This window comes from Enterococcus sp. DIV0546, from assembly GCF_051712785.1.
Taxonomy (GTDB): domain Bacteria; phylum Bacillota; class Bacilli; order Lactobacillales; family Enterococcaceae; genus Enterococcus; species Enterococcus faecalis.
This window is the reverse complement of the sequence record NZ_JBIOPO010000001.1, coordinates 901,624-916,491: the sequence shown is the minus strand read 5'-3', so window position 1 is coordinate 916,491 and position 14,868 is coordinate 901,624. Positions and strand designations below refer to the sequence as shown.

15 protein-coding genes and 1 other annotated feature (1 of these 16 only partly in view) are annotated in these 14,868 nt (G+C 38.0%); of the genes, 5 read left to right on the top strand and 10 right to left on the bottom strand.

Going from position 1 to position 14,868, the window contains the following annotated elements:
* From IGJ24_RS04440 to ulaG, 5 genes are read right to left on the bottom strand one after another with little or no spacing between them, the layout of a single operon-like run.
* Entirely contained in the window at positions 1–639 is a 639-nt protein-coding gene (locus tag IGJ24_RS04440) for a 3-keto-L-gulonate-6-phosphate decarboxylase UlaD (RefSeq protein ID WP_129193548.1), read from the bottom strand.
* Between the two features lie 13 nt (positions 640–652).
* Complete coding sequence (locus tag IGJ24_RS04435; RefSeq protein WP_002358018.1) at positions 653–952, bottom strand: PTS sugar transporter subunit IIB; 300 nt, start codon at positions 950–952, stop codon at positions 653–655.
* Between the two features lie 14 nt (positions 953–966).
* Positions 967–2,454: a PTS ascorbate transporter subunit IIC gene (locus IGJ24_RS04430; RefSeq protein WP_129193547.1), complete on the bottom strand. Its 1,488-nt coding sequence runs from the start codon at positions 2,452–2,454 to the stop codon at positions 967–969.
* A gap of 12 nt (positions 2,455–2,466) precedes the next feature.
* Positions 2,467–2,925, bottom strand: coding sequence for a PTS sugar transporter subunit IIA (locus IGJ24_RS04425; protein ID WP_002360581.1), 459 nt, complete (start codon positions 2,923–2,925; stop codon positions 2,467–2,469).
* A gap of 17 nt (positions 2,926–2,942) precedes the next feature.
* Positions 2,943–4,010, bottom strand: coding sequence for an L-ascorbate 6-phosphate lactonase (gene ulaG / locus IGJ24_RS04420; protein ID WP_002360582.1), 1,068 nt, complete (start codon positions 4,008–4,010; stop codon positions 2,943–2,945).
* 193 nt (positions 4,011–4,203) lie between these two features.
* On the opposite strand from ulaG, the gene IGJ24_RS04415 reads away from it, so the two are divergent.
* Positions 4,204–4,968 (top strand): DeoR/GlpR family DNA-binding transcription regulator, encoded by a 765-nt coding sequence (locus tag IGJ24_RS04415; RefSeq protein ID WP_002382117.1) that lies wholly within the window; start codon positions 4,204–4,206, stop codon positions 4,966–4,968.
* A gap of 93 nt (positions 4,969–5,061) precedes the next feature.
* On the opposite strand, the gene IGJ24_RS04410 is transcribed toward IGJ24_RS04415, so the two are convergent.
* From IGJ24_RS04410 to racE, 3 genes are read right to left on the bottom strand one after another with little or no spacing between them, the layout of a single operon-like run.
* Positions 5,062–5,574 carry a metallophosphoesterase gene (locus tag IGJ24_RS04410; RefSeq protein WP_002386618.1) on the bottom strand — a complete coding sequence of 171 codons (513 nt, stop codon included), beginning with the start codon at positions 5,572–5,574 and terminating at the stop codon, positions 5,062–5,064.
* A gap of 12 nt (positions 5,575–5,586) precedes the next feature.
* Complete coding sequence (rph, locus tag IGJ24_RS04405; protein WP_002369622.1) at positions 5,587–6,942, bottom strand: ribonuclease PH; 1,356 nt, start codon at positions 6,940–6,942, stop codon at positions 5,587–5,589.
* Complete coding sequence (gene racE / locus IGJ24_RS04400) at positions 6,935–7,762, bottom strand: glutamate racemase (protein ID WP_002358027.1); 828 nt, start codon at positions 7,760–7,762, stop codon at positions 6,935–6,937. The genes rph and racE overlap by 8 nt, the downstream gene beginning before the upstream one ends.
* 264 nt (positions 7,763–8,026) lie before the next feature.
* Here racE and IGJ24_RS04395 point away from each other — a divergent pair, with 264 nt between their 5' ends.
* The 4 genes from IGJ24_RS04395 to IGJ24_RS04380 are packed head-to-tail and all read left to right on the top strand — an operon-like array spanning position 8,027 to position 11,056.
* Positions 8,027–8,758 carry an amino acid ABC transporter ATP-binding protein gene (locus IGJ24_RS04395; RefSeq protein ID WP_002361604.1) on the top strand — a complete coding sequence of 244 codons (732 nt, stop codon included), beginning with the start codon at positions 8,027–8,029 and terminating at the stop codon, positions 8,756–8,758.
* A 34-nt stretch (positions 8,759–8,792) separates the two neighbouring features.
* Positions 8,793–9,620, top strand: coding sequence for a transporter substrate-binding domain-containing protein (locus IGJ24_RS04390; protein ID WP_002360586.1), 828 nt, complete (start codon positions 8,793–8,795; stop codon positions 9,618–9,620).
* 45 nt (positions 9,621–9,665) lie between these two features.
* Positions 9,666–10,379, top strand: coding sequence for an amino acid ABC transporter permease (locus IGJ24_RS04385; RefSeq protein ID WP_002363695.1), 714 nt, complete (start codon positions 9,666–9,668; stop codon positions 10,377–10,379).
* A gap of 11 nt (positions 10,380–10,390) precedes the next feature.
* Entirely contained in the window at positions 10,391–11,056 is a 666-nt protein-coding gene (locus IGJ24_RS04380) for an amino acid ABC transporter permease (protein ID WP_002382114.1), read from the top strand.
* Positions 11,057–11,253: 197 nt separating this feature from the next.
* Here the strand turns inward: IGJ24_RS04380 and pheT are convergent, their stop codons facing one another.
* Together pheT and pheS are read right to left on the bottom strand one after the other, a co-directional pair.
* Positions 11,254–13,677 (bottom strand): phenylalanine--tRNA ligase subunit beta, encoded by a 2,424-nt coding sequence (pheT, locus tag IGJ24_RS04375; RefSeq protein WP_174120955.1) that lies wholly within the window; start codon positions 13,675–13,677, stop codon positions 11,254–11,256.
* Between the two features lie 7 nt (positions 13,678–13,684).
* A complete protein-coding gene (gene pheS, locus IGJ24_RS04370; protein ID WP_002358034.1) occupies positions 13,685–14,731 on the bottom strand; it encodes a phenylalanine--tRNA ligase subunit alpha in 1,047 nt (348 codons plus the stop codon).
* 56 nt (positions 14,732–14,787) lie between these two features.
* Positions 14,788–14,868: a binding site (T-box leader), on the bottom strand (it continues 138 nt past the right edge of the window).

Genomic DNA, 14,868 nt, shown 5'->3' with positions numbered 1-14,868 from the left:
TCACTTCCAAATCTGATCGATTTTTTTTTGAAAATCTTTGGCTGCTTGTTCAGGATTTTTTGATTCAGTAATCCCACGGCCCGCAATAAATGTTGCAACTGCCATTGCTTGAAACAATTCAAGCGTTTCGACAGTTAAACCACCTGTGACGGACACTTCAAAGCCTAAGTCAATTAGTTCTTGAACTTTATTCAAATCTTTCTCTCCCCAGCTGCCGCCAGCTAAAAGAGCATCTCTACTTTGATGATAAATTACCTGATTAATCCCTAATTCTCGCCATTGTCGAGCTTGTTGCATTGTCCAATCTCCATATAGTTCTACTTGTAATTCTCGGACTTCTTTTTGAGCTGCAGCCATCGTTGGCAAGGTGGCGCAACAAATGACCGTCATGAAATCAGCGCCTGCTTGTGCGACATTACGAGCAACTGTACCGCCCGCATCAGCACATTTTGTATCAGCAACAATTGTTTTATTAGGAAACATGCGTCTTAAACAACGAATTGCTTTTTGGCCTTCTTGTAAACACAAAATAGTGCCAACTTCGATAATATCGACAATTTCTCCGACTTTCATACAATCTGCTAAAGCGTCTTCTAAGCTATTATGATCTAAAGCGATTTGTAAGTTTGGTCTTTTCATCTTTCCCATCCTTTTATTCAGATTTTTGATAACGATCTGAAGCCATATATTTTTCTTGAATTTCTTTTGCAGACATTACATTTTTAATGCCAATCACTGTGACTCCACGTTTTTCTGCTTGCTGAAACATTTGTAAAAAATTGACTGGAGTAAAAACAACGTCGTATTGGCTAGCAGAGCTTTTTCCTTCTGAAATGGCGCAATGATGAATTTTTGTAATCGGTACACCTAGTTCTTTCATTGCTTTTTCAACACTACGCATCATCATTAGACTCGTGCCAGAACCATTGGCACAGGAAACAAGTATTCTCATTTTAAATTCCTCCTTTAATTCTCTTGAAATTTTTTAGCATATTGTTCATAATCATTGACAATCATAAAGTAACCTTCTGGATTTTTCCGATACTGAAGTTGCGGAATTATTAGTAACCCAATCACCACCACTGCTACGCCAACATAGCCTAGAATTTTCATAATGATTGTAAATAACGGCCAAGCTGTTGCCCAATCGAACATGCCCAAATAACCGCCATATTGAGATAATCCAATCCATGTAGCAAATAAAGCTGAGCCACCTACTTGGATTAAACCTGAAAGGAATGGGAATAAACAAGCAGCTTTTACTCCGCCACGATTATTTGCATAAACAGCTATGACAGCGTTATCAAAAAACAATGGGATAAAACCCGCAATAACGATTGTCGGAGACTTTAATAGAATCAGTAAGCCAATCATTAAAAACTGGCCTAATGCGCCAAAGAGAAACCCAATTGTTACTGCGTTGGGCGAGCCAAATCCGAAAGTCGCTGCTACGTCAATCCCAGGAACAGCGCCTGGTAAAATGGTATTTGAAATCCCTTGGAATGACTGCGTCAACTCGTCGACAAAGGTTCTAACGCCTAATTGTAAGATAGCTAAGTAGACAGCAAAATTTAATGAAGTGGTCATGATATAAAAGAAAAAACTCTGCCCTTCTTGCATAAATTTAGCTTGAATTAAATAATCTTGTCCCAAAACAAGCAAGATAATGCCAAAGAAAAAGAGCATCAAAATGGACGTAGCAACCATATTTTCATTAAAAATGGATAGAAATCCTGGTAATTCGATATCTTCCAATTTTTTATCGACCTTCTCTGAACGATGTTTCTTTTGATCACGTTTTTTCAACCATTCTGCTAATTTTGCAAAAATAAATATGCCAAACATTTGTTGATGGGCTACCGCAAAACCAGCACCTTCTGTTAATTCCTGCGTAATCCCTACCGTTAAATTTGAAGCAACTGCCCAATAACACCCAAGAATTAAGCCCATAAAAATTAGTACTTCGATCCTACCTAAGTTAGGAAAACAAAAGAGTAAAATCCAGAAAGCGGTAGCTGCTTGTTGAATCTGAACATTCCCTGTTGTAAAAACGGCTCTCAATTTTGTATATTTTTGAAAACGAACCAACAAAATATTCATAATAAATGCGATCAATAACAAAATCATCACATCACCAAAGGTTCGTCCAAAGGTTTTCATCAATCCTGCATCGACTGCATTTTGCCCGAAATATGGATCGGTAACCATTGCCTGTAAATTAAATCGCTCTTTCAAGCCTACTAGAATAGGGCGAAAATTATTAACCAAACCACCAGAACCAACACTCAAAATAAAATAACCAACTGTCGCTTTCAGAAAACCTGCTAAACATTCATAAAAGGGCCTCCGTAACAAGAGATAACCTAATAACACGATGAAACCAATCAAATATGCTGGCTGTGTTAAAACGTTCGTAGCAAAATAAGTCCAACTATTTAACAAGAACTCCCCCATTGATTTTTCCCCCTATAATTGATATTTCTCCATAACTTCTTTAAAATCCATTGGCGTGTTTGTTTCTAACAAGTCAGCAATCACGCCATCCGTCATCAATAAATCCATCAATTGCTGGATATTTTCAAGATGTTCGGCGGGATTTTGGGCTGCCAATGTAAAAAATAAGGTTGCTGTTTTTGCTTCTTGATCGCCAGTAAAAGTGACTGCTTGCTTAAATTTTGTAAAAGAAATGGCCGTTCCAAAAACACCTGCGCTTTCCTCTGATGAATGTGGCATGGCTACTTCAGGAGCAATGATGATATAAGGTCCAAACGTTTCGACACACTGAATAATCTCATCGACGTAACTCTGATCGATGATGTGTTTTTGGAGTAAAATCAAACAACTTTCCTGAATCGCCTCTTGCCAACTAACCGGTTCTTTATCAGGGTAATGAATAAGCTCTTGCTCCCAAAAATAAGTTAACATTGTACATCCAGCCTTTCTTACAAGAATGAAGGAAATGGTGTATCATTTTCTTTAACAAAAACATCATCAAAGCCACGATCAAAGTTAAATTCTAAGTTGTCTTTGTCATCTGGATAAACAAATTTGCCACCCACTTGCCAAATATATGGTTTAAATTGATAATGTAAACGATCTTTTTTAAATTTCCAAATTTCCATGATTTCTTTTGGATCCGCCATAAAATTAGACCAAATATCATAATGAACGGGAATGACTACTTTCGCATTTAAAGATTCGGCCATTCTCAACATATCAACAGAAGTTATTTTATCTGTGATACCGCGAGGATTTTCGCCATATGCTCCTAAGCAAACATCAATTGCATATTGATTACCATGTTTCGCAAACAAGTTAGAATAATGAGAGTCTCCGGCGTGATATACCGTACCACCTGAGGTTTCAAATAGATAATTGACAGCTAGTTCATTCATGTCCTGAGGCATTTTACCTTTAAATGTATTTTCAGGATCATCAGAAGTAATTAGCGCGGTTCGATCAAAAGCTTCCAAGGCCACTACATTCACATCATTCACTTTTATTTCTTGACCAGGCTCTATAACCCGTGTTTTTTCTGCCGGAACACCCCAACGCTGCCATGTTTTCACTACTTCTTTTGGACCAATAAATAGAGCCTTAGGACAATTTTGATGAACAGCAGCAGCTGTGTGAATATCCAAATGGTCTGAATGAATATGTGTGACAACTAAAGCATCTACCTCTTTTATTTCAAAAGGATCAATCACAAAAGGTTGTGTTCTTAAATTAGGTTGCATTTTTTGGCAACCACTCATGCGCATCATTTGATGGCCATTTTTCATTAAGCCGTTCCCGTGCGTTTGTTTTCCTGTTCCACACCATAAATCACATAAAATATTCGTGTTCTCATGCGTTTTCAGCCAAATGCCTGTACAACCAAGCCACCAAAGTGCAACCGTTCCTTGAAGCACATTTGTCTGATTAATTTCTTCGTTTAAATAAGTGCCCCATTCTGGAAATGTCGCCTTCAACCAACTTTCTTTTGTAATTTCATGAATCGATTTGCTCATGCTACCACTCCTCTTCTCAAATGATTGTGTTATGCTTTATAAGAAAATCATAGCCGCAAAAAATCACAATGAAAACCCTTTTATATGATTGTTTGCACTTTTAATGATTCTTTTACGTGTTTTGTTTTCCTATGAGTTATACTATTTCATGGGGGACCGTGTCCAAAAAAATAACTAAAGGAGGTTGTATTACTTGAAAAGTTCATTAGAAACCATTGAAAAAAGGCAACAAAACATTCTCGCGCTGCTGCAAAAAAACAAACAAATGACTACCTATAAATTAGCAGATGCTTTAAATGTTTCCTTAAGCACAATTCGTCGTGATTTAAATGTCTTAGAAACTAAGAATGACATCATTCGAAAATATGGGTATTGTATTTACAACGACCAAAATCAGAAAGACTTTGATCAATCAGGACCGGAGTTATTAAAACAAGCCATTGCTCGTGTTGCTTGTAGCTATCTAAGTGATTATGATACCGTTTTCATTAATTCAAGTTCCACTGCTTTGAATATTCTCCATTATTTAAAGGCCGACCATCTGACCATCGTAACGAATAATTTAAAAATTGCCACCAAGCCTCATGTTTCTCAATACAATTATATTTTGACCGGAGGCGAATTACGTTTTCCCAAAGAAGTTCTGGTAGGAGATATTGCCATTAACACAATCACCGCAACGCATGCCGATGTTTGCGTAATTGGCTGTAGCGGGGTCAGTTTAGAACATGGCGTCACTACAAAAATTTTCAATGAAGCAAAAATTAATGAGCTTATGATAAAACAAACAACAAAAGTAAAAATTCTGGTCGCGGACCATCGAAAAATCGGCTTGACGTCTAAATTTAAAATTGCTGATATTACCGCTTTTGATTGTTTGATTACAGACAAACATTGCTCATCAACTTTAATTACAGAACTTCGTAAGACCGGCTTAAAGGTTATCCAAGTCGACTAAAAAAAGAGCGTAGGACAAAAATCTCTTTTGGATTTTTGTCCTACGCTCAAAATCTGATAAATAAAAAAATAGCACTTATTTCTTAACATTCACTTACTTCGTAAACGTTGCCTTTAATCGTTCCAACGGTTGATGCTCTTTGTTATAATACTGAACGAGATATTGTTCAGGTGTACTTTCAATTATGGCATATGTTTTCTCTTGAACTGGTCCACGAGGTAAACGAATACTTCCCGGATTAACAAAGAGAATGTTATTGTGTCGCTCTGCACCGAGTACATGAGTGTGACCAAATAAGGCAATTGTCGCTCCTGCTTCTTCCGCCTGTAAAGCAAGTGTCGTGAGCCCCATTCTAACATTGGCCAAATGACCATGTGTCATATAAATAACTTGATCTCCCACTTTTTTAGTCACAGTTTTGGGAAATTCATCATAAAAATCACAATTTCCTTGGACTACAATGAATTTTTGCCAAAGTTCATCTGTCGGTTCTAATTCAGAATCACCACAGTGAAAGAGTGCATCGACTTGTCCTTCATAATGATTCACTAAGTCAACTAAACAGTCACGGTCGCCATGATTATCGCTTACTACCAAGATTTTCATACGTTTCAACTCCTATTTTTTTAGCCATTCTTCCCATTGTTCTTTTAATTTTGCCACTGCTTGTCCACGATGACTGACTTTATTTTTCTCTTCTCCAGACAATTCAGCTGCCGTCTTACCAAGCTCTGGAACATAGAAAAGTGAATCGTACCCAAAGCCTCCTTCACCACGAGGAATCGTACCGACTTCTCCTGGCCATTCAGCTTCGACCACCAGACTTTCTTTCTTTGGTTCAGCAAAAACCAATGTACAATGGAAACGCGCTTGTCTTTTTTCTTTTGGCACGCCCGTTAACTCATGTAGTAGTTTCGCATTATTTGAAGCATCGTTAGTTGGCTCACCAGCAAAACGAGCAGAATAAATCCCTGGCATTCCTCCTAAGGCATCAACAATTAATCCTGAATCATCTGCTAGTACTGGTTTCTGTAAAATTTCTGCAATTGTTTCAGCTTTTAGACGAGCATTTTCTTCAAATGTTCGACCAGTTTCTTCTACATCTGGCAAATTCGGATAATCTAATAACGTCTTAACTGTATATCCTTTTTCACCAAAAATTGAACTAAACTCTTTCGCTTTACCAGGATTTCTAGTCGCAATGACAATCACTTTCTCTTCTGAATCTTGCGAAGGGACTTCTTCAGAGGCTAAAGCATAAAGCGCTTCTTTCTGATACGCAATTAATTCCTCAATCCCTGTTTTTCCATAAAAGAGCATGGCATTTAACTCATCTCCTGAGAAGGTAGCTTCTTCACCCGTTCCTTGAATTTCCACAAATTCACCAGATTCGGTCATCACGATGTTCATATCCACTGCAGCATTCGAGTCCTCTGCGTAATCTAAGTCCAGCACACAATAACCATCGGGTAAAATACCCACGCTGACAGCAGCTAAATGCTCTTTAATTGGGTCTTCCGCTAGCGCACCAGTCATCAATAAATGATTGACTGCTAAGCGTAGAGCAACAAAAGCGCCTGTAATACTAGCTGTACGGGTTCCCCCATCTGCTTGAATCACATCACAATCGACAACAATGCTCCGTTCCCCTAACTTTTCTAAGTCAACAACAGCTCGCAATGACCGCCCAATCAAACGTTGAATCTCCATTGTTCGCCCTGTTAATTTTCCTTTCGCACTTTCCCGAATATTTCTTGTGTTCGTCGCGCGAGGGAGCATGCTATATTCAGCTGCTACCCAACCTGTTCCCCCGCCTCGTAAAAATGGGGGAACCTTTTCTTCGACAGTGGCTGAGCAAATTACTTTTGTATCGCCAAACGAAATAACCACCGAACCTTCTGGATGTTTAAAAACATTGGTTTCAATAGTGATCTTTCGCAATTCTTTTGGTGCACGACTATCATGTCTAATCATTTTCGTTTCCTCCTAAGTGAATCTGTTGTGCTTTTAAGTTCTCTATACCAAGCCAACTGCTTGCAATCTCTTCAAACATTTTTGCAGAACCAGTTGTATAAAATTCATGGGGCTGTGTAGGCGCTTCAGGCGTGTGGGCAATGTCAAAATAATCGAGAAGCATGCTGACTTCGCCAACTGTTTCGGCTCCTGAGTCAATTAATGTCACATGACTTCCCATCACATTTTGAATCACCGGACGTAACAACGGGTAATGGGTACAACCTAAAATCAACGTATCAAGTCCTTTTAATTGTAATGCTTGAAGTGTTTCTGCCACAATTTTTTTTGCTACGGAAGAACGATATTGATTACTTTCAACAATGGGGACAAATTTAGGGCAAGCTAAACTAGTCACCTCAATTGCTGGTGCCTTACTCTTAATGGCGATTTCATAGGAAGCACTTTTGATTGTCCCTAAGGTACCTATGACACCAATTTTGTTATTTTTTGTGACTTTAACGGCTGCTCGTGCGCCAGGTAAAATAACACCAACAACTGGAATTGGCAAGGCAGCTTTAATTTCTTCTAATGCGACAGCCGTCGCGGTATTACATGCGATTACTAGCATTTTTATTCGTTTTTTCAATAAAAAATCGGCCATTTCCCAAGTAAACTGAACGACTTGTTCGGCTGGTCGTGGACCATATGGGCAACGGGCTGTATCTCCTAAATAAATTAATCGTTCATTTGGTAATTGCTTTAGCGCTTCCTTTAAAACAGTTAATCCACCAACGCCAGAATCAATTAATCCAATGGCTTCTTGATTGCTCATTCTCATCCTACCTTTGCCTTTTATTCACTGCCTTTATTTTCTACTTTTTAAGGACTATTGTCAATTTTTCCTGTTTTGCTCTCATTTATTTCTTTTTTTGAAGGAAATCTTTTTCGATTAAAAAACTAGTAATTCATTTTTTTGTATGTTATAATTCCTAACATTAAGAATACAATTAGAAATACATTTGGTTAATTTAATTTAAATAACACGTTTCTCACCGAATCCTCTGTTATCTTTTCTACCAAATGATTGCAAAGGAGACTGCCTATGATTTCTTTAGAACATGTAAATAAGTATTTTGGGGAGCATCACGTTTTAAAAGATATTACTTTGAATGTAGAGCAAGGAGAAAAAATTGTCATTATCGGACCCTCTGGCTCTGGCAAAAGTACATTAATTCGGTGTATGAACCAATTGGAAAAAGTCAATGATGGTTCCGTCGTAATTGATAACATTGACATCACCAAACCGAAAGCACCGATTCAAAAGGTTCGCCAGAAAGTTGCCATGGTCTTTCAAAATTTTAACTTATATGCTCATAAAACGATTATTGATAATTTAACGTTAGCACCGATTAAAGTGATGGGCGTTTCCAAAGAAGAAGCGGTTCGTACTGGCATGGAGTATTTAGAACGAGTCGGTTTGGCTGATAAAGCTTCTGCTTATCCTTCGCAGCTTTCTGGCGGGCAGCAACAACGGGTCGCTATTGCTCGTGCCTTAAATATGCATCCTGAGATTATCCTTTTTGATGAACCGACTTCGGCACTTGATCCAGAAATGATTCAAGAAGTTTTAGATGTAATGGTCGATCTTTCCAAACAAAATATTACCATGGTTTGTGTCACACATGAGATGGGCTTTGCTCGTCAAGTGGCTGACCGTGTAATCTTCATGGACCAAGGACAGATTATTGAACAAGGAACGCCTGAACATTTCTTTACAAGCACTGAAAACCCTCGTGCAAAAGAATTTCTAAGTAAAATTATTCATAACGGGTAATGAATAAAAAACAAAAAATTGGAGGAATGAAGGAATGAAAAAACAAAATAAATGGCTGGCTGGACTCTCCCTACTTGTATTAGCAGGCATCATTGTGGGCTGTGGTAGCGGCAACAATGACTCAACTTCCAAAAGTGCTTCATCAAACAAAACGGTCACAGTAGAACAATTAAAAAAAGCAGGGAAAATTAAAGTAGGTGTCAAAGAAGACATTCCTAATTTTGGCTATATGAATCCTGATACAAACAAAAATGAAGGAATGGAACCAGATATTGCACGCTTGATTGCGAAAGAAATTACCGGCAGCGAAGAGAATGTGGAATTTGTGGGCGTGACAGCGAAAACGCGCGGTCCCCTTTTAGACAATGGTGAACTAGATATGGTAATTGCTACATTTACAATTACTGATGAACGTAAAAAGACTTATAATTTTACAACTCCTTATTATACAGATGAGATTGGTTTCCTTGTGCGCAAAGAGGATAACTTCTCAAGCATGAAAGATTTAGACGGAAAAACAATCGGCGTTGCACAATCTGCTACGACAAAAGAAAACTTAGAGAAAAAAGCGCAAGAGGAAGGAATCAAATTTACTTATCAAGAATTAGGTTCCTATCCTGAATTAAAAACAGCGTTAACTTCTAAACGAATTGATGCATTTTCAGTGGATAAATCAATCCTATCTGGCTATGTGGATGGCAAGACAGAAATTTTAAAAGATGGTTTTTCGCCACAAGAATATGGAATTACCACAAAGAAAGCAAATACTGAATTAAATGATTATCTAAATGGTTTAATTGAAAAATGGGAAAAAGACGGCACACTAGAAAAAATTTATCAAGACTGGGGCTTAAAAAATTAATCATTCCTAAGACTTGAAGAATCAAAAATTTTAGGAGGGATTTTTATGTTTTTGTTAGCCAATATTTCCTGGCTTGAAGAAGGGCCATTTGCCTTATATCGTTGGGAAGCTTTATTTCAAGATTGGCGAATTTTTGGTCAGGCTTTTCTCTATACTATTCTGCTTTCTTTAGGAGCAATCTTAGTCGCCTTTGCTTTAGGCATTTTCTTTGGCAGTTTATCAGCGACCAAAAGTAAACTTTTACACGCAATTAGTCGTGTCTATGTAGAATTTTTTCAAAACACACCTTTGTTGATTCAATTTATCGTAGTCTATTATGGCTTTCCTCTGCTAAGCCCGCTGCTTTCATTTTCTATTACTACGATTGCCATTCTGTGTGTAGGCCTCTATCATGGCGCCTACATTTCTGAAGTGGTTCGCTCAGGAATCGGAGCTGTCCCAAGAGGGCAATTTGAAGCGGCTTACTCCCAAGGATTAACGTATGGTCAAACGATGCGGTATGTGATTCTACCACAAGCATGGCGGATTATGTTACCGCCTTTAACCAATCAAGTCGTGAATCTAATTAAAAATACGTCAACAGTTGCCATTATTTCTGGCGCTGACGTAATGTTTGCTGCCAATAGTTGGTCGTCTGTCAACTTGAACTATATTCCCGCCTTTGCGCTTGCTGGTTTCTTATATTTCATTCTTTGCTTCCCATTAGCGAATTTGGCTAGAAAAATGGAAGAAAAAAATAAGAAAGCATATAGTAGATAGGAGGAAAACAGATGCCTTTTTCAGAAGAAATGCGTCAATTACTGACAGCAAATAATTTTCAATTTCTATTTAACGGCTTAAAATTGACGCTCTATATTTCCTTCGTCTCAATTATTTTGAGTACGATTTTTGGCACCATTCTAGCCGTTTTGCGAAATCAAACCCATGGACCACTGAAGTTACTTGCCAGTATTTATGTAGAAGTGGTGCGCAATATTCCAAACTTATTGTGGATTTATGTTATTTTTTTGATTTTCAAAATCAAATCCACTCCTGCTGGAATTGTGAGTTTTACTGTGTTTACCACCGCTGCTTTAGCGGAAATTATTCGTGGTGGTTTAAATGGTGTTGATAAAGGACAAATTGAAGCGGCGCGTTCTCAAGGGTTTTCAAATTGGCAAATTCTTTATCATATTGTTTTGCCTCAAGCCATTCGCAATGTTTTACCAGCGATCGTTTCTCAGTTTGTTACTGTCATCAAGGATACAAGTTTCTTGTATTCCGTGATTGCTTTACAAGAACTCTTTGGCAAATCTTATATCTTAATGGGGCGCTACGCACAAACAGGACAAGTATTCACTATTTACGGAATCGTCGCCCTTATTTATTTCATTATTAACTTTAGTATCTCACAATTTTCACGTTGGCTTTCACGAAATTGGGCGAAAAGTTATTAATGTAGTTAAAAACAGGAGGCTGAGACAAAAGTGTTTAGCTCCAAGAAATAAGAAGGAATTTCCGAAAATTGTTCTTTAATTTTTGGAGAATTTCGGCTTATTTCCGAAGGAGCTGCTTTTGTTCAGCTGATTATCTTAAGATTTAGAAAGTGGGGCATAAGTCATTTCGACTTATGCCCCACTTTCCTGTTTTTATTTTATCTTACTTCTACTTGATGTTTTTCAATTAGCACTTTTTCAACTTTTTCCATTGAACGGTTAATTTCTTCATCCACTAATGTCGCTTCTGCATTAACGAAAGTTAAACTATACGCCATTGATTTTTTGCCAGCGCCTAGTTTTTCACCTTGATATACATCAAATAAATGAATCTCTTTCAAATATTTACCTGCGTTATCTGAAATAGTTTTAACTAGTTCTTGATTGGTAACTGTTTCATCGACTAATAAAGCAATATCTCGAGAAACTGCTGGGAATTTAGAAACTGCTTCATAAGTAACCCCACCTGCTTCTGTGGCTACTAATTGTTGCAAGTTTAATTCAGCAACATATGTTTCAGGAATATCGTACGCTTTCGCTGTCGTTGGGTGAACTTGTCCGACAAAACCAACCACTTCATCTTCTAAATAAATCCATGCTGTCCGGCCTGGATGCATTTCTGGAATCGCCGTTGTCGCTTGATAACTGATTTTTTCTGTTAATCCTAAAACAGCTACAATACTTTCCACTAAGCCTTTTACTGTATAAAAATCAACGGCTGTTGCTTTTGTTTGCCAATCTTTAACCATTGTATTACCAGTTAAAGCAAGTGCTAAGTGATTTTCTTCTGTAGGTAAATTTTTTGTTGGATCTTCTGTTTGGTAGAAAACGCGTCCTACTTCGTAGAAGGCGATATTATTATTTTTACGCGCCACATTGTATGCGACATCATCTAATAAACCAGAAATTAAGTTCATACGTAACACAGAACGCTCTTCACTCATTGGCCATTGCAAACGTGTTGTTTGACTTTCTTTCATCATAAATTGACGGGATTTTTCTTCTGTTGTCAACGCATAGCTGATGGCTTCACTCGTACCATGACCTTCCAGTAAGCTCTTTAATTGGCGCGTAACATGTTGTGCTTTGGTTAGACTTCCAGCAACTGTTTCTCCACTTGGCAATGTTGAAGGTAAATGATCATATCCATAAATGCGCGCCACTTCTTCAATAATATCTGCTTCAATCGCAATATCCCAACGTCTTGGTGGAATCGTAATTTCATATGCGCCTTGATTTACTTCATAAGCAAAACCGAGTGCTTCAAAAATTTCATTCACCGTTGCTTCATCTAATGCAGTGCCTAAATATTGGTTGATTCGTTCTAAAGTCACAGCTACCTGCGCTTCTTTAACGGCCACTTCAGAACCAACTGCAGTGCCTGAAACCACTGTTCCGTCGGCTAACTCTGCAATCATCGCGGCTGCCACATCACAAGCTAACCCAACTGTCGCTTGGTTGATGCCTTTTTCAAATCTACTTGAAGATTCACTCCGTAAATTAAATTGTTTAGACGTTTTGCGAATAGACAATGGATTGAACAATGCCGCTTCTAAAGCCACAGTTGTTGTTTCTTGACTGATTTCAGAATTAGCCCCACCCATTACGCCAGCTAAGCCGACAGGCGTTTTTCCATTCGTAATGATGATATTTTCTTCTGTTAATTGACGTGTTTCACCATCTAATGTAATTAGTTCTTCTGCTGATGTTGCTCGACGAACCAAGATTTCTTTGCTATCTAATTTTTGATAATCAAATGCATGCAATGGTTGACCAAATAATAATAAAATATAATTTGTCACGTCCACCACATTGTTAATCGGACGGATTCCTTCATTCATCAATCGGTTTTGCAACCACTGAGGACTTTCTGCAATCGTCACATCTTTAATGACACGAATTTGATACGCTGGTGCATCTTGTGAATCTTCAACAGTCACTGTTACGTAATTTTCCACGTTATCTGAAGCATCTTCTTTGAGTTCAGGATCATTAAACTGAGGCGTTTGACGATAAATTGCGCCAACTTCATAGGCTACCCCTCTCATACTTAATGCATCTGCACGGTTTGGTGTAATTGATAATTCAATAATCGCATCATCCATGTCTAAATAAGGGAAAACAGGTGTCCCATTCACTGCTTCTTGAGGTAAATAATAAATCCCTTCAGCATAGGCTTTTGGTACGACATTGTCTGAATATCCTAGCTCTTCTAACGAACAAATCATTCCGTTAGAGACTTCGCCACGCATTTTACCTTTTTTAATTTTTTGATTTCCTGCAATTCTTGAACCAGGTAACGCTACGATGACTTTAATTCCGGCTTTTACATTTGGTGCTCCACAAACAATTTGTGACAATTCTTCTTCACCGATGTCTACTTGGCAAATTGATAAGTGGTCAGAGTTTGGGTGAGGAACACATTCTTTTACTTCACCGACAACAATTTTCTTTAATCCTTCTTCAGGTACAGCAACGCCCTCAACTTCGATACCTGTCACAGACATTTTGTCCGCTAATTCTTGCGGAGTAACGTTTGAAAGATTAACATATTCATTTAACCATTTATAAGAAACTAACATTTTTCAACTACTCCTTTACCTTGAATTGATTTAAGAAACGTAAATCATTTTGATAAAAATTACGGATATCATTTACACCATAACGTAACATAGCAACGCGATCTGGTCCTAAGCCAAAGGCAAAGCCTGAGTACTCTGTTGGATCAATCCCTGACATTTGTAACACATCTGGATGGACCATCCCCGCACCTAAAATTTCAATCCAACCTGTATGTTTGCAGACGTTACAACCTGCGCCGCCACATTTAAAACAGCTAACATCTACTTCGACTGAAGGTTCTGTAAAAGGGAAATAGCTAGGACGTAAACGAATTTTACGATCTTCACCAAACATTTTTTTCATCATGACTTCTAACGTCCCTTTTAAATCACCCATTGTGACATTTTTATCGACAACAAGGCCTTCAATCTGATGGAATTGGTGACTATGTGTCGCATCATCTGTATCACGACGGAATACTTTCCCAGGAGAAATCATTCGTAATGCACCTTTTGAAAAATCGTGTTTTTCCATTGTTCGAGCTTGAACTGGTGAAGTATGCGTACGAATTAACATCTCATCTGAAATATAAAACGTATCTTGCATGTCGCGTGCCGGATGATCTTTTGGTAGATTCATGCGTTCGAAATTATAATGATCGGATTCTACTTCGTATCCTTCCACTACTTGATAACCCATGCCTAAGAAAATATCTTCAATCTCTTCCATAACTTGTGTCAAAATATGACGTGTGCCTTGAGGCATTTGTTTCCCAGGTAAAGTTACATCTAAACTTTCTTCTTTTAGTGCCGCATTTAACGCTTCGTTTTCTAAAACAACTTTGCGCGCTTCAATTGCTTCGGTTAATAAATCACGAATTTCATTTGCAAAGCCCCCCACCACTGGTCGTTCTTCTGGTGAAAGGTTTTTCATGCCTCTTAATACTTCGGTGATTGGCCCTTTTTTCCCTAATGTTTCTACGCGAATTTGGTTTAATTCTTTTAAAGTAGCAACTTGTGCGATTTCTTTGAGCGTATTGTCTCTAAGAGCTTCTAATTGCGCTTGTAATGTCATTATGCGTTCCCCTCTATCTTTTATTTAAACTAAAAAAAACGATAACCCATTCCTTTCAAAGGAACGAGCTATCGTGTTACCATCCTAATTCATAACAAATTGTTGTCATGCACTCATTTCATTTAACGGCAATTACC